At 69.7% G+C, this 21,802-nt stretch carries 19 protein-coding genes; 13 read left to right on the forward strand and 6 right to left on the reverse strand.

Going from position 1 to position 21,802, the window contains the following annotated elements; translation table 11 throughout:
- Window positions 1-118: 118 nt before the first annotated feature.
- From arc to dop, 5 genes are all read left to right on the forward strand, one after another.
- Entirely contained in the window at window positions 119-1,882 is a 1,764-nt protein-coding gene (gene arc, locus ACIBI9_RS26265; RefSeq protein ID WP_192785568.1) for a proteasome ATPase, read from the forward strand.
- 113 nt (window positions 1,883-1,995) lie between these two features.
- Window positions 1,996-4,236 carry a carbamoyltransferase HypF gene (gene hypF / locus ACIBI9_RS26270; protein ID WP_397225206.1) on the forward strand — a complete coding sequence of 747 codons (2,241 nt, stop codon included), beginning with the start codon at window positions 1,996-1,998 and terminating at the stop codon, window positions 4,234-4,236.
- 87 nt (window positions 4,237-4,323) lie between these two features.
- Entirely contained in the window at window positions 4,324-5,511 is a 1,188-nt protein-coding gene (locus ACIBI9_RS26275) for a pyridoxal-phosphate dependent enzyme (protein ID WP_397225208.1), read from the forward strand.
- 66 nt (window positions 5,512-5,577) lie between these two features.
- Complete coding sequence (locus ACIBI9_RS26280; RefSeq protein ID WP_397225210.1) at window positions 5,578-6,657, forward strand: acyltransferase family protein; 1,080 nt, start codon at window positions 5,578-5,580, stop codon at window positions 6,655-6,657.
- An 86-nt stretch (window positions 6,658-6,743) separates the two neighbouring features.
- Entirely contained in the window at window positions 6,744-8,258 is a 1,515-nt protein-coding gene (gene dop / locus ACIBI9_RS26285; protein ID WP_397225212.1) for a depupylase/deamidase Dop, read from the forward strand.
- A 42-nt stretch (window positions 8,259-8,300) separates the two neighbouring features.
- Here the strand turns inward: dop and ACIBI9_RS26290 are convergent, their stop codons facing one another.
- Complete coding sequence (locus ACIBI9_RS26290; RefSeq protein ID WP_397225214.1) at window positions 8,301-8,705, reverse strand: hypothetical protein; 405 nt, start codon at window positions 8,703-8,705, stop codon at window positions 8,301-8,303.
- A gap of 146 nt (window positions 8,706-8,851) precedes the next feature.
- Between ACIBI9_RS26290 and ACIBI9_RS26295 the strand changes: the two genes are divergently transcribed.
- Window positions 8,852-9,061 (forward strand): ubiquitin-like protein Pup, encoded by a 210-nt coding sequence (locus tag ACIBI9_RS26295; RefSeq protein ID WP_185076845.1) that lies wholly within the window; start codon window positions 8,852-8,854, stop codon window positions 9,059-9,061.
- Window positions 9,062-9,093: 32 nt separating this feature from the next.
- Window positions 9,094-10,092, forward strand: coding sequence for an endonuclease VII domain-containing protein (locus tag ACIBI9_RS26300; protein ID WP_397225216.1), 999 nt, complete (start codon window positions 9,094-9,096; stop codon window positions 10,090-10,092).
- On the opposite strand, the gene ACIBI9_RS26305 is transcribed toward ACIBI9_RS26300, so the two are convergent.
- The 5 genes from ACIBI9_RS26305 to ACIBI9_RS26325 all read right to left on the reverse strand — a co-directional run bounded on the left by ACIBI9_RS26305 (window position 10,065) and on the right by ACIBI9_RS26325 (window position 15,368).
- Window positions 10,065-11,126, reverse strand: a complete 1,062-nt coding sequence (locus ACIBI9_RS26305) for a DNA polymerase IV (protein WP_397225218.1) — start codon at window positions 11,124-11,126, stop codon at window positions 10,065-10,067. The two genes, ACIBI9_RS26300 and ACIBI9_RS26305, sit on opposite strands and share 28 nt — an antisense overlap.
- A 4-nt stretch (window positions 11,127-11,130) precedes the next feature.
- Window positions 11,131-12,198 (reverse strand): ABC transporter ATP-binding protein, encoded by a 1,068-nt coding sequence (locus ACIBI9_RS26310; RefSeq protein ID WP_397225220.1) that lies wholly within the window; start codon window positions 12,196-12,198, stop codon window positions 11,131-11,133.
- 13 nt (window positions 12,199-12,211) lie between these two features.
- Window positions 12,212-13,030, reverse strand: coding sequence for a carbohydrate ABC transporter permease (locus tag ACIBI9_RS26315; RefSeq protein ID WP_397225222.1), 819 nt, complete (start codon window positions 13,028-13,030; stop codon window positions 12,212-12,214).
- Window positions 13,027-13,932 carry a carbohydrate ABC transporter permease gene (locus tag ACIBI9_RS26320; RefSeq protein ID WP_397225224.1) on the reverse strand — a complete coding sequence of 302 codons (906 nt, stop codon included), beginning with the start codon at window positions 13,930-13,932 and terminating at the stop codon, window positions 13,027-13,029. The genes ACIBI9_RS26315 and ACIBI9_RS26320 overlap by 4 nt, the downstream gene beginning before the upstream one ends.
- A gap of 68 nt (window positions 13,933-14,000) precedes the next feature.
- Window positions 14,001-15,368, reverse strand: coding sequence for an extracellular solute-binding protein (locus tag ACIBI9_RS26325; RefSeq protein WP_397225226.1), 1,368 nt, complete (start codon window positions 15,366-15,368; stop codon window positions 14,001-14,003).
- A 195-nt stretch (window positions 15,369-15,563) separates the two neighbouring features.
- Here ACIBI9_RS26325 and prcB point away from each other — a divergent pair, with 195 nt between their 5' ends.
- From prcB to ACIBI9_RS26355, 6 genes are all read left to right on the forward strand, one after another.
- Complete coding sequence (gene prcB / locus ACIBI9_RS26330) at window positions 15,564-16,412, forward strand: proteasome subunit beta (RefSeq protein ID WP_397225228.1); 849 nt, start codon at window positions 15,564-15,566, stop codon at window positions 16,410-16,412.
- Between the two features lie 21 nt (window positions 16,413-16,433).
- On the forward strand, window positions 16,434-17,228 hold the full coding sequence (gene prcA, locus ACIBI9_RS26335) for a proteasome subunit alpha (protein WP_397225230.1): 795 nt from the start codon (window positions 16,434-16,436) through the stop codon (window positions 17,226-17,228).
- A 523-nt stretch (window positions 17,229-17,751) separates the two neighbouring features.
- Window positions 17,752-18,288, forward strand: a complete 537-nt coding sequence (locus ACIBI9_RS26340) for a hypothetical protein (protein WP_397225232.1) — start codon at window positions 17,752-17,754, stop codon at window positions 18,286-18,288.
- 154 nt (window positions 18,289-18,442) lie between these two features.
- The gene (gene pafA, locus ACIBI9_RS26345; RefSeq protein ID WP_357812676.1) at window positions 18,443-19,801 is read left to right on the forward strand and encodes a Pup--protein ligase; all 1,359 of its coding nucleotides are present in this window, start codon (window positions 18,443-18,445) and stop codon (window positions 19,799-19,801) included.
- A gap of 74 nt (window positions 19,802-19,875) precedes the next feature.
- Window positions 19,876-20,808 (forward strand): FKBP-type peptidyl-prolyl cis-trans isomerase, encoded by a 933-nt coding sequence (locus ACIBI9_RS26350; protein WP_397225234.1) that lies wholly within the window; start codon window positions 19,876-19,878, stop codon window positions 20,806-20,808.
- An 88-nt stretch (window positions 20,809-20,896) separates the two neighbouring features.
- Window positions 20,897-21,790 (forward strand): FKBP-type peptidyl-prolyl cis-trans isomerase, encoded by an 894-nt coding sequence (locus tag ACIBI9_RS26355; RefSeq protein ID WP_397225236.1) that lies wholly within the window; start codon window positions 20,897-20,899, stop codon window positions 21,788-21,790.
- Window positions 21,791-21,802: the final 12 nt, after the last annotated feature.

Here is a 21,802-nt window from a genome sequence, read left to right on the forward strand (position 1 = left end):
GATTATTCACCGAATACTGAATGTCACTCTACGAACACTGCCCGGCCAGGTTACGGAGGGGCCCGAGATAGGTAAGGTCCTTAGTAGTCGCCCTCGACTGGGAAGGAGGTGACGGGGCGTGGCAGCTCGCGATGATGCTGAGGCTCGAGCCGCGCAGCGCGAACGGGAGGTCGCTGATCTTTCAACACAGGTCTCCTTCCTCCAGGAGGAGATCACCGCGCTGAGGCGGAAGCTGGCCGAGTCACCCCGTCAGGCCAGGGTCCTCGAAGAGCGTCTCCATGAGGCACAGGCGAATCTCGCGGCCGTGACCGGCCAGAACGAACGCCTGGTCGCCACACTGAAGGAGGCCCGGGACCAAATCGTCGCCCTCAAGGAGGAGGTCGACCGGCTGGCGCAGCCGCCATCCGGTTTCGGCACCTTCCTCGAGGCCAGAGAAGACGGCACCATCGAGGTGTTCACCGGCGGCCGCAAGCTCCGCGTGAACGTCAGCCCTGCCGTCGACATCGACTCGCTGCGGCGTGGCCAGGAGGTCATGCTCAACGAAGCGCTCAACGTGGTCGAAGCCCTCGGCTACGAAGAGGTCGGCGAGATCGTCATGCTCAAAGAACTGCTCGACGAGGGCAAGCGCGCCCTGGTCATCTCGCACGCCGACGAAGAGCGCGTCGTGCGACTGGCCGAGTCGCTGGTCGGCCAGCCCATCAGGGCCGGCGACTCGCTCCTGCTCGAGCCGCGCTCCGGCTACGTCTACGAGCGCATACCCAAGTCCGAAGTCGAAGAGCTCGTCCTCGAGGAGGTCCCCGACATCTCCTACGAGGAGATCGGCGGCCTCGGCAGGCAGATCGAGCAGATCAGGGACGCCATCGAGCTGCCCTACCTGCACGCCGACCTGTTCCGCGAGCACAAGCTCCGGCCCCCCAAGGGCGTGCTGCTGTACGGGCCGCCCGGATGCGGCAAGACGCTCATCGCCAAGGCGGTCGCCAACTCCCTGGCCAAGCAGGTCGCGGAGAAGACCGGCCAGTCGGGCAAGAGCTTCTTCCTCAACATCAAGGGCCCCGAGCTGCTCAACAAGTACGTCGGCGAGACCGAGCGGCACATCCGCCTGGTCTTCCAGCGGGCCCGGGAGAAGGCCTCCGAGGGCACCCCGGTGATCGTGTTCTTCGACGAGATGGACTCGATCTTCCGCACCCGAGGCTCCGGCGTGTCCTCCGACGTGGAGAACACCATCGTCCCTCAGCTGCTGTCGGAGATCGACGGCGTCGAGGGCCTGGAGAACGTCATCGTCATCGGCGCCTCCAACCGCGAGGACATGATCGACCCGGCGATCCTGCGGCCCGGCCGCCTGGACGTCAAGATCAAGATCGAGCGGCCGGACGCCGAGGCGGCCAAGGACATCTTCTCCAAGTACCTCATCGCCGACCTGCCGCTGCACCCGGACGACCTGACGGAGCACGCCGACTCCCGCGAGGGCACCATCCAGGGCATGATCCAGAGCGTCGTCGAGCGCATGTACACCGAGAGCGAGGAAAACCGCTTCCTCGAGGTGACCTACGCCAACGGCGACAAGGAAGTCCTCTACTTCAAGGACTTCAACTCCGGCGCGATGATCCAGAACATCGTCGACCGCGGCAAGAAGATGGCCATCAAGCAGTTCCTCGAAACCGGCCAGAAGGGCCTGCGGGTGCAGCACCTGCTCACGGCCTGCGTGGACGAGTTCTCCGAGAACGAGGACCTGCCCAACACCACCAACCCCGACGACTGGGCCCGCATCTCCGGCAAGAAGGGTGAGCGGATCGTCTACATCCGTACGCTCGTCTCCGGCAAGCAGGGCACCGAAGCCGGCCGGTCCATCGACACCGTCGCCAACACCGGCCAGTACCTGTAGAACCCCCGGACGGGAGGGCCGCCGCGGCCCTCCCGTTCGCATGCCGGCACCACGCCGCGGGCGACACGGCCGATACGCATGCACGCCGGCCCGATCAGGCGCACACTGGGCTGATGACCACGCTCAAACGAGTAGACGTGCACGTCGAAGGCGTCGTCCAGGGCGTCGGCTTCCGTCCCTTCGTCCACTCGCTCGCCCGCCGCCTCGGCCTGGCCGGGCGGGTGCACAACGACGTCGACGGCGTGCACATCGAGGTCGAAGGCGCCCTGGCGGGCGTCGAGGAGTTCCTGACCGCGCTCGAACGCGACGCGCCCGCCCTGTCCGAGATCGAACGCGTCACCGTCGTCAGCGCCCGCCCCACCGGCCACAGCGGCTTCACCATCGCCGCCGGCATCCCGTCGGGCCCGCTGCGCCCCCTTGTCCGCGCCGACGGGGCCACCTGCGACGACTGCCTGCGCGAGCTGGCCGATCCCGCCGACCGCCGCCACGGCTACCCGTTCATCAACTGCGCCAACTGCGGGCCCCGCTTCACGATCGTGCGCGGCGTCCCGTACGACCGGCCGCTGACCACCATGGCCGGCTTCGGCATGTGCCAGGCGTGCGCCGCCGAGTACCACGACCCCGGCAACCGCCGCCACCGCGCCCAGCCCACCTGCTGCCCCGACTGCGGGCCCCGGCTGCGGCTGCGCGACGCCCGCGGCACCGAGCTGTGCGGCGACCCCATCGCCGGCGCCGTCACCCTGCTGCGCGCCGGGCGCGTCGTCGCCGTCAAGGGCCTCGGCGGCTTCCACCTCGCCGTGCCCGCCGCCGACGAGCGGGCCGCCGCCCTGCTGCGCGGCCGCAAGCACCGCGAGGAGCAGCCGTTCGCCGTCATGGCGGCCGACCTGGCGCAGGCGCGGCGGCTGTGCGAGATCGACGAGCACGCCGCCGGGCTGCTCACCGGCCGCGCCCGGCCCATCGTGCTGCTGCCCCGCCTGCCCGGCGCCCCCGTCGCCGCCTCCGTGGCGCCCGCCACCCGCAGCCTCGGCCTCATGCTGCCCTACACGGCCCTGCACCACCTCCTGCTCGCCGAACTCGCCGAACCCATGGTCCTCACCGGCGGCAACGTCTCCGGCGAGCCCATCGCCTACGAGGACGACGACGCGCTGACCCGCCTGAGTGGCATCGCCGACGCCTTCCTCATCCACGACCGCCCGATCCACGTACGCGCCGACGACTCGGTCGTACGGCCCATGGCGGGCGAGGTGACCGTGCTGCGCCGGGCCCGCGGGTACGCCCCCGAACCGCTCGCGATGCGCTGGCCCGCGCCCCGCCCGGTGCTCGCCTGCGGCGCCGAGCTGAGAAGCACCTTCTGCCTGGCCGAAGGACGGCGCGCGTTCGTCTCCCAGCACATCGGCAACCTGGAGAACCACGAGACGCTGCGGTCGTTCGTCGAGAGCATCGACCACTTCTGCGGCCTGTTCGGCATCCGGCCCGAGGTCGTGGCGCACGACCTGCACCCCGGCTACCTGTCCACCCGGCACGCCATGGAGATCCACGGCGCCGAACTCCTCGGCGTCCAGCACCACCACGCCCACATCGCCTCCTGCCTGGCCGACAACGGCGACCCCGGGCCCGTGCTCGGCGTGGCCCTCGACGGGCTCGGCCACGGACCCGACGGCACCCTGTGGGGCGGCGAGTTCCTGCGCGCCGACCTGACCTCCTTCGAACGCCTCGGCCACCTCGCCCACGTCCCCATGCCCGGCGGCAGCGCCGCGATCCGGCAGCCCTGGCGCATGACCGCCGCCTACCTCGGCGACGAACACCCCGGCCTCGACGTGGCCCGCCGCAACCCCTGGGCCGACGCCCTCCGGCTCGCCCCCGGCTCCCCGCTGACCTCCAGCGCGGCCCGCCTCTTCGACGCCGTCGCGGCGCTGCTCGGCGTCCGCGACAAGATCACCTACGCGGGGCAGGCCGCCATCGAGCTCGAACAGCACGCCGACCCGGCCGAGCGCGGCACGTACGAGGCCGGGATCACCCACGGGGACCTGCTCGTCGTGGACGGCGCCGACCTCGTCCGGGCCGCCGCCGCGGACCTGGCGGCCGGGACCTGCACCCGCGCGATCGCCGGCCGCTTCCACAACGGCCTCGCCGACGCCGTCACCCGCGCCTGCGACACCCTCCGCCACGCCACCGGGCTGACGGCGGTGGCGCTGTCGGGCGGCATGTTCCAGAACGCGCTGCTGCTGGAGGGCACCGTGACCCGGCTGCGCGCGGCCGGGTTCCGGGTGCTCAAGCACGTGCGCGTGCCACCCGGCGACGGCGGCGTCAGCCTCGGCCAGGCCGCCGTCGCCGCCGCCCGCGACCGCGCCTGACCGCCTGCCACCGTGCTCTTATCGCGCTCTCATCGTGGCGGAGTGGCGGGCCGGGGGAGAGCGGCGGCCCCGCCTAGCATGGCGATCATGGAGTACCTCAACGCCGCCCGCGCCCCGTACACCGCGCACGACCGCGCGCTCATCGGGACCGAGCACGCCCGCCAGGCCCGCGCCCACTTCGCCCGGCACCCCTCCTACCGGCCCACGCCGGTCCGCACCGTCCCCGGACTGGCCGGGACCGAAGCCGTCCACGTCAAGGACGAGAGCGAACGCATGGGGCTCGGCAGCTTCAAGGCGCTCGGGGGCGCGTACGCCGTGCACCTGCTCGCCGAGCACGAGGGCGGCGGCACGCCGTTCGTGTGCGCCAGCGCGGGCAACCACGGCATCTCCGTCGCCTCCGGGGCCGCCGAGGTCGGCGTGGACTGCGTCGTGTACCTCAGCGAAGGCGTCCCCGAGGCGTTCGCGCAGCGGCTGCGCGGGCTCGGCGCCGAGGTGCGGCGCAGCGGCGAGGACTACGAGGCCAGCATGGCCGCCGCGATCCGGGCCGCCGAGCAGAACGGCTGGCGGCTCGTCTCCGACAGCTCCTGGAACGGCTACACCGGCATCCCGCTCGACGTCATGCGCGGCTACACCGTCCTGTTCGACGAACTCACCGATCCCGGCGCCCTGCCCCCCGGCCTCTCGGAGACCGCCCACGCCGTCGGCCCCGCCACGCCCCCAGGAGCGCCCGCCGGCCTCGAGGCGTATTCGGGCAGCCTCAACGGCTCCTCGGCCGCGACCGGCGGCCACAGCGCGGCCCACGGCGCGACCCATGGCAGCGGGGGCGCGCCCACCCACGTGTTCGTCCAGGCGGGCGTCGGCGGGCTCGCCGCCGCCGGGGCCGCCTACGTGCGCGACCGCTGGGGAGAGCAGCCCAAGATCGTCGTGGTCGAGCCCGAAGGCGCGCCCTGCCTGCTCGAAAGCGCCCGGGCCGGCGAGCCCGTACGTGTCCAGGGCGGCCGCACCACCCTCGGCCGCCTCGACTGCCTGGAGCCTTCCATCATCGCCCACCACCTGCTCAACCACCTCGCCGACCTCTACATGACGATCACCGACGACCAGGCGGCCGACGCCGCCCGCCTCCTCGCCGGGCACGGCGTCCACCTGTCGGAGTGCGGCGCCGCCGGAGCCGCCGGGCTGCTCGCCCTCACGCCCGCGGCCCGCGACGCGCTCGGGCTCGACGACGCCGCCCGCCCGCTGGTGGTGGGAACGGAGGGACCCGTGGAACCAAAGTGATCCAGGTGACGTCAAAAGGGCGTGCACGCACCTAACCGGCCCAAGCATGCTCGGGGGGACGGCCGGTTGGCCGAGCTCGACCTCCTGCGTTTCGTCGCCGCCCTGGCCGTCGTCGCCTTCCACTACCTGGTGGCGTACGCGTCCGTCTGGGGGGCCAGGCCCGCCGCGCTGTTCCCGCCGCTGGCGCCCTTCGCGGGGTTAGGCATCCTCGGTGTCGAGCTGTTCTTCATCATCAGCGGGTTCGTCATCCTCATGACCGTGTGGGGGCGCGGTCTCGGCGGGTTCGCCCACTCCAGGCTGATCCGCCTCTATCCCGCGTACTGGCTCAGCCTCGGCGCCACCGCGGCGCTCTACGGGCTGACCGGCGCCAAGGCGCTCGACCCAAAACTTTCACCAGGCGACTACCTGGTGAACGCCACCATGTTCCAGCGGTTGTTCAAGGTCACCGACGCCAGCCAGGTCTACTGGTCGCTCTGGGCCGAGCTCCGCTTCTACCTGCTGATGGCCATCCTCGTGATCATCGGGGTCACGTACGGGCGCGTCCTGATCTTCTCCGGCGTCTGGCTGGTGGCCGCCTTCGGCGCCGACCGGCTCGGCAACGAGATCGTCAACGAGATCGTCATGCCCGACTACGCGCCCTACTTCATCGCCGGCATGTCCCTCTACCTCATCCACAAACGCGGCAGCGCCTGGCTCCCGTGGCTCTATGTGGCCGGCGGGTACGCCCTGTCGATCGGCTCCGCGCTCGACCGGGTCCACCGGCGCGTCGACAACGTCGGGTTCAAGAACATGCCCGTCACCGACGTCAGCGTGATCATCACCATCACGCTGATCTTCGCCGTGATGGCCGTCGCCGCCCTCGGGCTGATCCGGCTCAAACCGTCCAGGACGCTCACCGCGCTCGGCGGCATCACATACCCGCTTTACCTGTTCCATGGCGTCGTCGCGGTGGCCCTCATCCCAGCGCTCACCGGCCACATGCCCCCCTGGGCCATCGCCACCACGACCGTCCTGACGGCCGTGGCGCTGTCGTATGTCGTGTACTCCTTTGCCGAACGGCCCATCCAGCGGCTACTCAAGCCCCGCAGACCCACGCAAACCCCATCAGCTCCGGCCGTACAGGTTGAAAAGGCGTCGGTGCCATAACTCTGTGACCCTGGGGCACTGTGAAGGGCATAGGCTCGGGCATATAAACGGCGGATAGGCAGATCCGGACGAACAGAGGGTGTTGCATGACGGTGCGTCGGGTGATGGGCATCGAGACCGAGTACGGCATCTCCGTACCCGGCCAGCCAGGCGCCAACGCGATGGTGACCTCCTCACAGGTCGTGAACGCCTACCTGGCCGCCTCGGCGGCCCGGGCGCGCAGAGCCCGGTGGGACTTCGAGGAGGAGAACCCACTGCGTGACGCGCGCGGCTTCGACCTGGCCAGAGAGGTCGCCGACCCCAGCCAGCTGACCGACGAGGACCTCGGCCTCGCCAACGTCATCCTCACCAACGGCGCCCGGCTCTACGTCGACCACGCCCATCCCGAATACAGCTCGCCCGAATGCACCAACCCCCGGGCAGCCGTCATCTGGGACAAGGCCGGCGAACGCGTCATGTACGACGCCGCCACCCGGGCCTCCGCCATCCCCTCCAACGCGCCCATCCAGCTCTACAAGAACAACACCGACGCCAAGGGCGCCTCCTACGGCTGCCACGAGAACTACCTCATGCGGCGCGCCACCCCCTTCGCCGACATCGTCCGGCACCTGACGCCCTTCTTCGTCTCCCGCCAGGTCGTCGTCGGCGCCGGCAAGGTCGGCATCGGCCAGGACTCCCGCGGCGAAGGCTTCCAGATCAGCCAGCGCGCCGACTTCTTCGAGGTCGAGGTCGGCCTCGAGACCACGCTCAAGCGGCCCATCATCAACACCCGCGACGAGCCGCACGCCGACCCGGAGAAGTACCGGCGGCTGCACGTGATCATCGGCGACGCCAACATGTCGGAAATCTCGACATATTTGAAGCTGGGCTCCACCGCCCTCGTCCTCGCCATGATCGAAGAAGGCTTCCTCACCCGCGACCTCGCCGTCGAAAACCCCGTACAAGCCCTCCGGGCCGTCTCCCACGACCCCACCTGCCGCTACGAGATCGCCATGCGCGACGGCCGCAAGCTCACCGCCATCCAGCTCCAGATGGAATACCTCGAACAAGCGCGCAAATACGTCGAAGAGCGAGGCACCGCCCAAGAGGAGATGAACAAGGACATCCTCGACCGCTGGGAGTCCGTCCTCACCCGGCTCGCCGAAGACCCCATGCAGCTCTCCCGCGAACTCGACTGGGTCGCCAAACTCGAACTCCTCGAGGGCTACCGCACCCGCGACGGCCTGTCCTGGTCCCACCCCAGGCTCCAGCTCGTCGACCTCCAATACTCCGACATCCGCCCCGACCGCGGCCTCTACAACCGCCTCGTCGCCCGCGGACGCATGCAACGCCTCGTCACCGAAGACGAAGTCCAGCGCGCCGTCGAACACCCGCCCAACGACACCCGCGCCTACTTCCGCGGCCGCTGCCTGCGCCAATACAGCGAATCCGTCGCCGCCGCCTCCTGGGACTCCGTCATCTTCGACATCCCCGGCCGCGAATCACTCCAGCGCGTACCCACCCTCGAACCACTGCGCGGCACCAAAGCCCACGTCGGCGAACTCTTCGACCGCTGCCGCACCGCCGCCGACCTCGTCGCCGCCCTCACCGGCGGCGACTGACCTCCTTTTGGAGCAGACCGGCCCCGCGGACCGGTCCACTCCCTACAACAGGCCCACACCCAGCGTCAGCGTGCCCACCGCCAAGCACGCCCCGCCCGCCACCGTCAACCAGATCAACCTGCTCGGCTTCGTGTCACCCGGACGCACCACCGACAGGAAGAAACCCAGCGGCATCAGGATCGGCGCGGCCACGATCAACCCCCGCGTCAGGGCCTTCACACCCTCCGGCAGACTCGCCTGGTCCACGTAGAGCATCGCCACCAGGGAGAACAGCACCAGCACGCCCGCATGCGCGTGCCCGGCCCGCCACAGGCCACGCCGGACCGGGTTGTCCAGGTAGCCGGGGACGTTGCGCATCAGGAACTTCAACAGGGTGACGCCGCCGAAGGCCACCCCGGGGACTGTGATGAGGAGCACACCGGCCGTGCTCAGGGATGCGGGGGACATCGGAACCTCCTCGTGTGTAGGTGGATCCATTGTTGGATAGTTTGGCTATCTAGTCAAGCCGACAAGATCGCTGGGCGATCGGCGCGAAATGTCGCCCGGTTCGGGGAAGATATGCCTAGAGGCAGTCCCCCAACCGGAGGTAGGACATGGCAACCAAGGACACCGGAGGCCAGAAGCAGGCCGGTCGGCGCGAGAGCGAAGTCGAGGAGACCGAGGCCTCGGCGACGCCCGACGTTCAGGAGCGCCAGGAGAAGCTCACGGACGATGTCGACGCGATTCTGGACGAAATCGACGAAGTTCTCGAAGAGAACGCAGAGGAATTCGTGCGCTCTTATGTACAAAAGGGCGGAGAGTAGGGCAAAACGGACACGCAAAGGGGGTAAATCGGGTGGAAACGCCGGACGGAATGAAGCGATGCCCGGACTGCGGCGAGGTCAAGCTGGTCGCCGAGTTCGGGCGCAATAAGCGCATGGCCGATGGGCTGGCGCGATATTGCAAGGTCTGCTTCCGGAAGCGTTCCACTCAGAGCTATCGCAAGCGCATGGCCGAGCAAGGCAAAACGGTGCGAGAGGTGAGGGACGTCCCCGAGGGGCACAAATACTGCCCTCGTTGCGAGAAAGTGAAGCCGGTTACGGAGTTCGGGCGCAACCGGGCGCTGAAGTCGGGCCTCACTAATTACTGCAAGCCGTGTCACAACACGGTGATGCGGGAGGAGCGGATCAAGAATCATGGCAGCACTCGCAACTACCACCTGAAGCGCCGTTATGGCATCACCGAGGACGACTTCGAGCGCATGCTCGCCCACCAGGGCGGGCTCTGCGCCATCTGCAGGGCCGTCCCCGGCATGTTCGTCGACCACAGCCACGCGACCGGCCAGGTCCGGGGCATTCTCTGTTTCAACTGCAACAACGGGCTCGGCCACTTCGGCGACAATCTGGTGTTGCTGGAGTTGGCGGCCCTTTATCTGGACGGGGAGATTCTCTGGCCCGAGTTCGTGGTCCTCCCGCGGCAGCGTGCCTCCGATGACGTGGCGCGGACGCGGAGTTATCACCTGACGCGGCGTTATCAGGTGCGGCATGAGGATGTCGAGCGGATGATCTCGGCTCAGCATGGCCTTTGTGTGGTGTGCTGGGATCGGCCGCCCGAGCATGTGGACCATTGTCATCGCACCGGGGATGTGCGGTATGCGCTGTGTCTGCCGTGCAATACGGGGATCGGGCAGTTCAGGGACGATCCCGGTGTGGTGTGGCGGGCGCTTTCTTATGTGGAGGCGACCGTCGAGGAGTTCGACGAGGTCGAGGTTTCGGAGGAGGAGCTTCGGGAGTTGGTCGAGGCCGAGGAAAGGCTTCGGGGCGAGTTCTATTCGACGGTGTCGAGGGTGGGCTGATCGGGGTTGGGGAGGGTGTAGTCGACGGCGACGCCCAGGAGGCGGACCGGGCGGTTGAGATCGAAGCGGGTGAGGACGGTGAGGGCCGCCTGCTGGATGGTGGCCGGGTCCGTGGTGGGGGCGGGGAGTTTTGACTGGCGGGTTCGGGTGAGGAACGGGGTGAAGCGGACCTTGACCGATACCCGGGTGATGTCGCGGCCGGCTTCGCGGGCGTCGTGGGCGACCTGGGCGGCGAGGGTGGCGACGTGGTGGGCGATGTCGGTTTCGTCGGTGAGGTCGTGCTGGAAGGTGGTTTCGCGGCTGTGGCCGCGGGCGATCCAGGGTGTGGTGACGACTTCGGCTTCGCCTTTGCCGAGGGCGAGGTAGCGGTACCAGGGGCCGTTGGTGGGGCCGAAGTGGCGGGCGAGGTGGGCTGGGTCGGCGGCGGCTAGTTGGGCGACGGTGTGGAGGCCGAGGGCGGCGAGTTTTTTGGAGATCTTGGCGCCGATGCCCCAGAGCGCGTCGGTGGGGCGGTCGTTCATGATCTCGGCCCAGTTGTCGCTGGTGAGGCGGTAGATCCCGGCGGGTTTGGCGAGGCCGGAGGCGAGTTTGGCCTGGTGTTTGTTGTCGCCGATGCCGATGGAGCAGGACAGCTGGGTGCGCTCGCGTACGGTCTGGCGGATGGTGGCGGCGAGGGTTTCGGGGTCGTCGGTGGTGGCGCCGAGGAAGGCTTCGTCCCAGCCCCAGATTTCGACGCGTACGGGGAATTCGCGGAGTACGGCCATGACGCGGGCGGAGGCGGCTTCGTAGGCGGGTGGGTCGCTGGGCAGGAAGATCGCTTCGGGGCAGCGTTTGAGTGCGGTGCGCAGTGGCATGCCGGAGTGGATGCCGTGTTCGCGGGCTTCGTAGGTGGCGGTGGCGGCCACGGTGCGGGGTTGGGTGGGGTCTCCTGAGCCGCCGACGACGACGGGTTTGCCGCGGAGTTCGGGGTGGCGCAGGATCTCGACGGCGGCGATGAACTGGTCGAGGTCGACGTGGAGGATCCAGTCCCTCATGGTCTCAAGTATGTCGTGAGGTGGTGTGGAGGCGGTCGTCGCGGTAGATGAGGGCGCGGCGGGGGACGGCCCAGGCGGGGGTGCCGATGGGTGGTTCTTCGCCTTCTTGGACGACGGCTTGGATGAGGGCGGCGGGGGTGCCGGGGGTTTCGAGGGTGACGAGGGTGTGGGTGCCGAGGTTCTCCAGGACGGAGACGGTTCCGGGGAAGGCGTCGGGGCGGTGGGCGGGGGTCAGTTCGGTGTATTCGGGGCGGACGCCGTAGGTGATGTGGTCGCCGGGGGTGAGGCCGGGTGGGGTGGGGAGGGTGGCGCCGGCGACGTGGAGTCCGGTGGGGGTGATCTCGGCGGGGAGGAGGTTCATGGGGGTGGAGCCGATGAAGGAGGCGACGAAGGTGGTGGCGGGGCGGTGGAAGATCTCGGCGGGGGTGGCGATCTGGATCATGCGGCCGTGGGACATGACGGCGACGCGGTCGGCGAGTGCGAGGGCTTCGGCCTGGTCGTGGGTGACGAAGACGGTGGTGACGGCGAGGTCGCGCTGGAGGCGTTTGAGGAAGGTGCGGGCTTCGAGTCTGAGGCGGGCGTCGAGGTTGGAGAGGGGTTCGTCGAAGAGGAAGGCGCTGGGGTGGCAGGCGATGGCGCGGGCGAGGGCGACGCGTTGCTGCTGGCCGCCGGAGAGTTCGGAGGGGCGGCGGTGGAGGAGTTCGGTGAGGCTGAGGCGGGCGGCGACGTCGGCGGCTTTGGCGGTGCGCCGGGCGCGGGGGACTTTCTTGATGCGGAGGGGGTAGGCGATGTTGGCGGTGACGTCCATGTGGGGGAAGATCGCGTAGTCCTGGAAGACCATGGCGAGGTCGCGGGAGCCTGGGGGGAGGCGGGTGACGTCCGTCTCGCCGATCCTGATATTTCCGGATGTGGGGGTTTCTAGGCCGGCGATGGTGCGCAGCAGCGTGGTCTTGCCGCAGCCGGACGGGCCCAGCAGGGCGAAGAACTCGCCGTCCGCGACGGTCAGGTCGATGCCGTCCAGGGCGCGTACCCCGCCGGGGAAGACCTTCGTCAGCCCCTGCAGGCGGATCACAGGACGTCCTCGGTCATGCCTTGATCCCTCCGTGGAAGCGGAAGCCGTACCGCTGGGAGACGAACAGGTACATCGCCACCACCGGCAGCGAGTACAGCAGCGAGAAGGTGGAGATCAGGTCGAGCCTGGGCGCGCCGCCCTCGGTGTAGAGGGTGTAGAGGATGACCGAGCCGGGCGCCTTCTCGGGGTCGCGCAGCAGGATGAACTGGAACAGGAAGCCGCCCCAGACACCGGCCAGCGCCCACACGGCGATGGTGGCCAGGCCGGGGCGGACGAGCGGGATCACGATGTGGCGCAGGATCTGCAGGGGAGAGGCGCCGAAGACGCGGGCGGACTCCTCGTACGAGGTGGGCGTCTCGTCCATGAAGTCCTTGAGGATGAAGATCGCGGCGGGCAGCAGCCCGCTGGAGACGACGAGGACGACCCCGAGGTGGGTGTCGATGAGGCCGAGCCGGGTGGCCAGTTCGAAGATGGGCACCATGGCGGCGGTGCCGGTGACGACCGACGACAGCAGCAGGAGCAGGTAGAGCAGCGCGTCCCGGCCGGGCACGCGGACGCGCGACAGGGCGTAGGCGGCCAGCGCGGCCAGGACGACGACGAGCGCGGCGGCGCCGCCCGCCTGGATGAGGGAGTTGCGGATGGAGCCGAGCGCGTACGGGTTGTCGAGGATGGCGGCGAAGTTGCGCAGCGTGAACTCGGGGACGGAGGTGGTGATCGTCGGGGTGTCGTCGAACGGGGCGCCGGCCAGCCAGAGCATGGGGAGCGTGAAGAAGGCCAGCACGACGGCGATGAAGACGGTGGCCGCGAGCCTGCCGAGGGTGTGGCGGATCATGCGTGCGGCCCTCCCGCCGCCGGGGCCTCGCGCCGCCGGCCGCGCAGCAGCCGCAGGTACGCCAGCGCGAAGACGAGGTTGACCAGCAGGATGAGGAACGAGATGGCCGCCCCGGCGCCGAGCTGGCCGTCGCGCAGCGCGACGCGGTAGACGTACAGGGGCAGGATCTCCGATCGCCCTTCGGGGCCGCCGCCGGTGAGCACGAACGGCGTGAAGTCGTTGAACGTCCACAGGCTGATGAGCAGCAGGTTCGTCAGGATGTGGCGTCTGATGCGGGGGAGTACGACGTCGCGCAGCTGCTGGGGGACGCTCGCCCCGGCCAGCCGGGCGGTCTCGAGGTGGGAGGGCGGCACGTTCTCGAGGGCGGCCGCGTACAGCATCATGGAGAACGCGGTGCCGCGCCACACGTTGAAGACGATGATCGACAGCAGCGGATAGTCCAGCAGCCAGGCGAACCCGGGAGTGTGCAGCAGCGCGTTCAGGGTGCCGTCGTCGCGGTCGAGCAGCGCGAACCACAGGAATCCGACGACGGCGCTGGGCAGGATCCACGACAGCAGCACCACGCCCTCGACGGCCCGGCGCAGGGGGCCGCCGCGGGTGCGCAGGATCCAGGCCAGGGCGAAGCCGAGCCCCGCCTGGCCGATGATCGCCGAGCCTCCCACGTACAGGACGGTGAGCCACAGCGAGGTGAGGAAGCGGGGGTCGGACAGCGCGGCGGCGTAGTTGCCGAGCCCGACGACCCGCGGTTCGGCGGCGGCCAGGCCGGTGAGGCGGTAGTCGGTGAGCCCGAGGTAGACGGTCCACAGCGCGGGGAAGATCAGGAAGACGGCGATGAGGACGAGGGCGGGCAGCACGAACGCGACCGCCCGGCTCTTGCCCAGCCCCGCGGCGTCAGTGTTCATGGCGATCCTTCGGATCGCGGTTCGGTCGCCGGGGTCCAGACACAGGCGCTCCCTCACGGCCCATGGATTCAGCCGCCGACGTGCGACGGGCCGCCGACGAGGCCCTCCAGCTTCGCCTGGTACGCGGCGGCGGCCTCGTCGGGGCTCTTGCCGCTGACGACGGCGGCGGTGGCCTCCTGGAGCGCGGCCGACACCTGCGGGTAGACGGCCAGGCCGGGGCGGTAGGCGGTGATGGGCAGCACCTCGTCGGCGACGAACTTCAGCATCGGGTCGGCGGTGAGCACCTCGTCGTTGACGTCGGCGCGCGAGCTGATGCGCGCCTGCCCGGCCAGCTGCGACTTCGTGGCCGCCGCCGAGTGCATGAAGGCGAGCAGGTCCCAGGCGAGCCTGGGGTTCTTGGAGTACGGGTTGAGCACGCGGACGGCGCCGCCGGACATGCTGACGAAGTCCTGGCCGCGGATGCCGGCGCCGGGCCGCTCGGCGGGGATCTTGGCGTAGCCGACGACCTGGTCGCGGTCCTTCATGGGGGCGACGCCGGCCCGGGGTTCGACGACGGAGCGCCAGAAGTAGTCGCTCTCGGCCAGGATGCCGATCTTGCCGGCGGCGAACTGGGCGAAGGACTTGTCGCGGCCCTTGGCCTCCTGCTGGAGTCTGGGGTCGCCGAGGCCGCTGCCGCCGTAGATCTGCCGGTAGAAGCCGAGCACGTCCTTGAGCGACCGGGAGGCGCCGGTCCACTCGTCGCCGGCGTAGATCTCGGATCCGGCGCCGGCGAGCAGGGGGAGCACGCCCTGCATGGTCGTGGCCTCGCCCATGGCGGTGCCGGCGTCGATCTGGATGGGGACGGGCACGCCGGCGGCCTTGAGCCTGGTGCCGGCGTCGATGATGTCCTGCCAGCTCTTGGGCTGCCACGGGTCGGGCAGGCCGGCCTTGGCGAACAGGGTCTTGTTGTAGAACAGGACGCGGCCGTCGGTGCCCTGCGGCAGGCCGTACTTCCTGCCGTCGAAGATGCCCAGGCTCTGCACGGCCTGCGGGATCTGCGACCAGCCCTCCCACTGCTCGACGGTGGCGCCGCCGACCTCCGGCAGCGGCTTGATGTAGCCGGCCTGGGCGAACTCGCCGACCCAGATGCCGTCGATGTCGATCACGTCGGCGCCCGTCCTGGACTTGAGGTCGAGCGCGATCTTGGTCTTGTACTGCTCGTCGTCGACGCCGCTGGGCTGGAAGAGCACCTTGACGTCGCGGTGCGTCCTCTCGAACTCGGGGATGACCCACCGCTTGATCCAGTCGGCGGACTCGGAGTTCTTGCCGCCGGAGATGGAGTTGGCGGCGATCGTCAGGGAGACGCTGCCCGCGCCGGAGTCCGCGCCGGTGCCGCAGGACGTGAGGGCGAGGGCGGCCAGGGTGGCGATCACCGCAGGTCGGCTGGGGAATCGCATGTCGGCCTCCTGTTCAGGACGTGCAGACATACCGACGGTCGCATGGCCGCAGGGAGCCGTAAAGAAACGATCTGAACACGGAACGGGGCGGCGTGTGATCACGCGGGTTCGCCGTGAGCTGATCGTGGGAAGTGCAGACAACAACGCAACATGAGTAGGGTCGCCCTAGGAACACTGACGTTTGGAGGGAGTCGCGTGGCATCGCACAGGGATCTGCCCGCCGGCTTGGTCAACCAGCTTTTCCGCAACACCGGAAGTTCCTCGTTCACGGAGTTTGTCAGCTCGTATGCGCCTGATTTGCTGCCGCAGCGGAATGAGGTGCTGGCCACGCCGATCGGCGACCAGGTCCCGCACGCGACGACGATCGTGGCCGCCACCTTCGCCGGTGGCGTGATCATGGCGGGCGACCGGCGGGCGACGTCGGGCAACATCATCTCCCAGCGCGATGTGGAGAAGGTCTTCCGCACCGACGACTACTCGTGCATGGGCATCGCGGGCACGGCCAGCACCGGCATCGAGTTCGCCCGGCTGTTCCGGGTGGAGCTGGAGCACTACGAGAAGCTCGAGGGCCGCACCATGTCGGTGGCGGGCAAGGCCAACCGGCTGGCCACCATGATCAGGGGCAACCTCCCGATGGCGATGCAGGGGCTGGTGGTGGTGCCGCTGTTCTCCGCCTACGACCCCGACAAGGACGAGGGGCGCATCTTCAGCTACGACGTCGCGGGCGGGCCGTACGAGCGGGAGAGGTTCGACGCGATCGGCTCCGGCTCGATCTTCGCGCGCGGGTCGCTGAAGAAGCTCTACCGCGACAGCGCGTCGGCCGACGACATGGTGATGACCCTCATCCAGGCCCTTTACGACGCCGCCGACGACGACTCGGCGACCGGCGGGCCCGACGTCACCAGGAAGATCTGGCCGATCGTCTCGGTGATCGACGCCGACGGCTTCCGCAGGCTGAGCGAGGAGCAGGTCTCCGACTACGTGGAGCAGATGCTCGAAGCCCGCCTGATCTCGCCCGACGGCCCCATCGCCCCGCTGCGCTAGAAAGGACCACCGCACGTGTCCATGCCTTTTGGATATGCGTCCCCTGAGCAGATCATGCGGGACAAGGCCGACTACGCGCGCAAGGGCATCGCGCGGGGCCGCTCCGTCGTCGTGCTGCAGTACGTCGACGGCATCCTGTTCGTCGCGCCCAACCCGTCGCGGGCACTGCACAAGATCAGCGAGATCTACGACCGCATCGGGTTCGCGGCCGTGGGCCGTTACAACGAGTTCGAGGAGCTGCGGCTCGGCGGCATCCGCTACGCCGACATCAACGGCTACACCTACGACCGCTCCGACGTGACCGGGCGCGGCCTGGCCAACCTGTACGCCTCCAACCTGGGCCGCATCTTCACCGAGTCGATCAAGTCGCTGGAGGTGGAGGTCGTGGTCGCCGAGGTCGGCGAGACCAAGGACGGCGACGCGATCTACCGGCTCACCTTCGACGGGTCGGTCTTCGACGAGCACGGCTTCGCGGCCATGGGCGGCCAGGCGGACGCGGTGTCCACGCGGCTCAAGGAGCGCTACCGCGAGTCGATGTCGCTGGCCGACGCGCTGGAGGTGGCGCTGACGGCGCTCACCGAGCCGGGCGGCGAGCGGCCGCCGGTGGCGCAGCTCGAGGTGGCGGTCCTCGACCGCAACCGGGAGCACCGCAAGTTCCTGCGGCTCACGGGCGCCCGCCTGGAGCGCCTGCTGGCCCAGACCACCACCCCGCCCCCGTCCACCACCCCGCCGCCCGCGGCCAAGCCCTCCTCCGAGGACACCCCGCCTCCCACGGGGCCTGAAGGCGACGTGGACGACGGCTCGTCGCCGCTGTAGCCGTCCACCCTTTTCGAACCCGCCAGGGGCCGCTACGGCGGCGCCTGGCGGGTTTTTCGTCTGCCCGGTACGGGGGCTCGCCACGCGGAAGGCACCCTACGGGGGGCTCGGCCGTCATCTCGGTTTCCCACTGCGGGCCCGGCGTCGCCTTCCGGGCCTCAGGCGCCGCGCTCTTCGACTGTGGGCGTGCGGCGGTCGCGCGACACGGCAGCGGGCGTGTGGCGGTGGATGGCGAGGAGCCCGGCGGGTGGCGGCGCAGCGATGGCGTGGGCGCGGGCGGCGAGGGCGTGTGGCCGTTGGCGTGGCGGGGAGGGCGTGGGCGGGTGCATGGGCGGCGGGCCTGCCGTGCTGCGGTGGGCGGGCCTGCGGTGCTGCGTGGGCGGCGGTCGTGCGGATGAGGGGTGGCTGAGGGGGTTTAGGGGTGGTGAGGAAAGTGTGGTGTAGGGGGGGTGTGATTTGTATCACTGGGGTTGGAGTGAACTTCAGGGGGTGATCTCGGATCTCAAAATCCGTGAACATTCCCATGCGTGGCCTCCTGGTGGCCGGTGCCGCCGCGGCCGTGGTGCTGAGCTCCGGCGTGGCCGCCCACGCCGCCCCCGCGGCGGCCGGCGCGTCCTCCGGGTACGCCGCCGCGTTCCCCAAGTTCAAGGCGCCCAAGCCCTTCGGCACGAGCTTCCAGGCCGACCCGAAGCACGACTTCACCAAGGGCATCCACTCCCGCCACGACGGCATCCTGCGCGGCCGGATCACCGAGATCCGCGGTGACGTGGCCGAGTACGAGCCGATCAAGTGGAAGAAGGGCACCGAGACGGAGGGCTACTTCGTGAGCCCGCCCGAGGGCGACGCCATGGCGTACGCCTCGCCCGTCGCCAAGGACGTGGTCTACCTGTCGGCGGTCGGCTGCGCGAAGTCCGAGGGCGCCATGACGATCAACCGGAGCACCGGGCTGGGCAACAAGCGCTGCCCCAGGTCGGTGCTGATGAAGCGGGACGGCAAGCCCGCGCTCATCACCGTCTACAAGGGGAAGATCGTCCAGGTCCAGGAGATCTGGACGCCCTGACGCTACAGCCCCTGGAAACGCGGGAAAACGGGACCCGCGCCCCGTGGGGGCGGGCGCGGGACAAAGGGGATGAAGGAGAGATCGCAGAGGGCCGGGTGGGAAAACACCTGGAAGATCTCTCCCGCTCGCGGATCCATGGGCATAGTGTGAGGTGATGGATCGTCGCATCTTCGGGCTGGAGAACGAGTACGGCGTGACCTGCACGTTCAGGGGGCAGCGCAGGCTGTCGCCCGACGAGGTCGCGCGCTACTTGTTCCGGCGGGTCGTGTCCTGGGGCCGATCGAGCAACGTCTTCCTCCGCAACGGCGCGCGTCTCTACCTCGACGTAGGCAGCCATCCTGAATACGCAACACCCGAGTGTGACAACGTCATCGAGCTCGTCACCCACGACAAGGCGGGCGAGCGCATACTCGAGGGCCTGCTGGTCGACGCCGAGAAACGGCTTCGCGAAGAGGGCATCGCGGGTGACATCTATCTGTTCAAGAACAACACGGACTCAGCCGGCAACTCCTACGGCTGCCACGAGAACTACCTGGTCGGCAGGCACGGGGAGTTCGGGCGGCTGGCGGACGTGCTGATCCCGTTCCTGGTGACGCGGCAGATCGTCTGCGGGGCCGGCAAGGTCCTGCAGACGCCGCGCGGCGCCGTCTATTGCGTCTCTCAGCGGGCCGAGCACATCTGGGAGGGCGTCTCCAGCGCCACGACCCGGTCGCGGCCCATCATCAACACCCGCGACGAGCCGCACGCCGACGCCGAGCGGTTCCGCCGCCTGCACGTCATCGTCGGCGACTCCAACATGAGCGAGACCACGATGCTGCTCAAGGTCGGCGCCACCGACCTGGTGCTGCGCATGATCGAGTCGGGCACGGTGATGCGGGACCTGTCGCTGGAAAACCCGATCAGGGCCATCCGCGAGGTCTCCCACGACATGACCGGCCGCCGCAGGGTGCGCCTGGCCAACGGGCGCGAGGCCTCCAGCCTGGAGATCCAGCAGGAATACCTGTCCAAGGCGAAGGACTTCGTCGACCGCCGCGGCGGCGACGCCATCGCCCACCGGGTGCTGGAGCTGTGGGAGCGCACGCTGAACGCGGTCGACACCGGCAACCTCGACCTGGTCTCGCGGGAGATCGACTGGGTGACGAAATACCAGCTCATCGAGCGTTACCGGAAGAAGTACGACCTGCCGCTGTCCTCGCCCAGGGTGGCCCAGCTCGACCTGGCCTACCACGACGTGCACCGTAAGCGCGGCCTGTTCTACCTGCTGCAGAAGCGCGGCTCGGTGGAGCGGGTGGCGTCCGACCTGAAGATCTTCGAGGCCAAGTCGGTGCCGCCGCAGACGACCAGGGCGCGGCTGCGTGGCGAGTTCATCCGCAAGGCGCAGGAGAAGCGGCGCGACTTCACCGTCGACTGGGTGCATCTCAAGCTGAACGACCAGGCGCAGCGCACGGTGCTGTGCAAGGACCCGTTCCGCAGTGTGGACGAGAGGGTGGACAAGCTCATAGCCGGGATGTAGCGCGTCGTTTACCTCGGGCCTACCTGGATCTCGGGTAGGGTGACGCGAATCTGCCGTCTTCCCGAGGGAAACCCATGCGCCGCGCTCTGGCCGTAATGGCCGCCGTGCCACTGATCCTGTTCGCCGCCGCCTGCGGCTCCGACAACGGTGCGAGCACCGGCGCCACCGGCGCCGGGTCGGGGGTCAAGGTCACCGGTGACGTGGGCGCCAAGCCCACGGTGACCTTCCCCTCCGGCACGCCCGCCGCCAAGTCGTCGTACGAGGTGATCCAGCCGGGCACCGGTGACGGGATCAAGGCCGGTGACCGCGTGATCGTCAACCTCACCGTCTACAACTGGGACGGCAAGGGCAACGCGGTCCAGGGCTCCTCCTACGACACCAAGAAGCCGGAGACGATCGCGGTCGACCAGCAGATCCCGCAGGTGCTGCAGGAGGGCTTCACCAAGGTCAAGCACGGCGGGCGGCTGCTGGCCGTGCTCGCCAACGACACCGTTCCCCAGCAGCAGGCCACGCAGCAGCCGGCCGAGCCGACCAAGGTGTTCGTGATCGACATCGTCGGCACCCAGCCGCCGCCGCTGAAGGCCGCCACCGGCAAGGAGACCGGCGAGAGCCTCAAGGGCGTCAAGGTCGTCAGCCCGGGCGGCGACAAGGCGCCCACGCTGACCACGAAGACCGACGACAAGCCGTCGGACAAGCTCGTCGTCAAGACCCTCATCGAGGGCACCGGCCCGAAGGTGGAGGCGAGCCAGACGCTCACCGTCCACTACACGGGCAAGCTGTGGGGCACCGACAAGCAGTTCGACTCCAGCTGGGAGCGGGGCCAGCCGGCCGAGTTCCCGCTGTCGGGGGTCATCAAGGGCTGGCAGCAGGGCCTGGCCGGGGTGCCCGTCGGCAGCCGCGTCGTGATGAGCATCCCGCCGGACCTGGCCTACGGGGACCAGGCGCAGCAGGGCATCCCCGCCAAGAGCACCCTCGTGTTCGTGGTGGACATCCTCGGCGCCTCCTGAGCCACCCGCGCCCGGTCCGCCCGCGGACCGGGCCCAGGGCTGGGCGCGGTAGCATCGCCACGCCCAGTCCCGCCGCATGGGAGGACCGATGCGCCGCCGTACCGCCGCGTTACTGCCGGTCCTCGTCCTGCTGGCCGGCTGCTCGGGCGGTGTGGCGCGCGACCTCGGCATGACGGTGGACGGCCCGTTCGGGGCCAGGCCGACGATCACCTTCACGGGCGGCCCCGCGGCCGGGCTGCGGGTGGAGGAGCTGGCGACCGGCGACGGCGCCCGGCTCGGCGCGGACGACACGGTGATCGTCCAGTACACCGCGCACGTCTGGGACGGCAGGGACAACCGCGTGGTCGACTCCACCTTCGACCGCGGCACCCCGGCCGCGTTCCCGCTGGGGGAGCTGCCGCCGGGGCTGGACGAAGCGCTGCGGGGCCGCAGGGTCGGCAGCAGGGTCCTGGCCGCCGTGCCGCCCGAGCGGCGCCGTGGCGCCCGCCTGCCGCCCGGCGTCGGCCCCGGCGACGAGCTGGTCTACGTCGTCGACATCCTCGCCGCCCACCCCAAGGGCGCCTCCGTCGAGGCGGGCGGCGGCTCGCTGGCGGGCGTGGCCGTCACCGCCGGTTCCCCGCCCGGGCTGCGGGTGCCCGCCACCGCCCCGCCGGCCGCGTTCGAGGCCAAGGTGCTGGCCAGGGGCAAGGGGCGCCCCACGCGGGCGGGGCAGCTCGTGGTCGCCCAGTACGAGGGCGCGATCTGGGGCCGCCGCCGTGTCTTCGAGGCCACCTGGACGAGCGGCCGCCCGAAGGCGTTCAGGATCGGCGACGGCGGCGTGCCCAAGGGCTGGGAGGCGGCGCTGGTCGGGGTGCCCGTCGGCAGCCGGGTCCTGATGGTCGTCCCGCCCTCGTACGGGTACGGCCCCGCCGGTGACCCCGCCCACGCCATCACGGGCACCGACACGCTCGTCTACGTCGTGGATGTCATCGCCGCGTATTGAGGCAGGATGTTC

This window comes from Nonomuraea sp. NPDC050451, assembly GCF_044458585.1.

Excerpts from the sequence above, each read along its gene's own strand:
- ACIBI9_RS26325 (WP_397225226.1), bottom strand. The coding sequence starts at position 15,368 with ATGCGATTCCCCAGCCGACCTGCGGTGATCGCCACCCTGGCCGCCCTC.
- ACIBI9_RS26315 (WP_397225222.1), bottom strand. The coding sequence starts at position 13,030 with ATGATCCGCCACACCCTCGGCAGGCTCGCGGCCACCGTCTTCATCGCC.
- ACIBI9_RS26275 (WP_397225208.1), top strand. The coding sequence starts at position 4,324 with ATGGAGTACCTCAACGCCGCCCGCGCCCCGTACACCGCGCACGACCGC.
- ACIBI9_RS26320 (WP_397225224.1), bottom strand. The coding sequence starts at position 13,932 with ATGAACACTGACGCCGCGGGGCTGGGCAAGAGCCGGGCGGTCGCGTTC.
- ACIBI9_RS26355 (WP_397225236.1), top strand. The coding sequence starts at position 20,897 with ATGCGCCGCCGTACCGCCGCGTTACTGCCGGTCCTCGTCCTGCTGGCC.
- hypF (WP_397225206.1), top strand. The coding sequence starts at position 1,996 with ATGACCACGCTCAAACGAGTAGACGTGCACGTCGAAGGCGTCGTCCAG.
- ACIBI9_RS26290 (WP_397225214.1), bottom strand. The coding sequence starts at position 8,705 with ATGTCCCCCGCATCCCTGAGCACGGCCGGTGTGCTCCTCATCACAGTC.
- ACIBI9_RS26305 (WP_397225218.1), bottom strand. The coding sequence starts at position 11,126 with ATGAGGGACTGGATCCTCCACGTCGACCTCGACCAGTTCATCGCCGCC.
- ACIBI9_RS26295 (WP_185076845.1), top strand. The coding sequence starts at position 8,852 with ATGGCAACCAAGGACACCGGAGGCCAGAAGCAGGCCGGTCGGCGCGAG.
- pafA (WP_357812676.1), top strand. The coding sequence starts at position 18,443 with ATGGATCGTCGCATCTTCGGGCTGGAGAACGAGTACGGCGTGACCTGC.
- dop (WP_397225212.1), top strand. The coding sequence starts at position 6,744 with ATGACGGTGCGTCGGGTGATGGGCATCGAGACCGAGTACGGCATCTCC.
- ACIBI9_RS26350 (WP_397225234.1), top strand. The coding sequence starts at position 19,876 with ATGCGCCGCGCTCTGGCCGTAATGGCCGCCGTGCCACTGATCCTGTTC.
- prcA (WP_397225230.1), top strand. The coding sequence starts at position 16,434 with ATGCCTTTTGGATATGCGTCCCCTGAGCAGATCATGCGGGACAAGGCC.
- ACIBI9_RS26340 (WP_397225232.1), top strand. The coding sequence starts at position 17,752 with ATGCGTGGCCTCCTGGTGGCCGGTGCCGCCGCGGCCGTGGTGCTGAGC.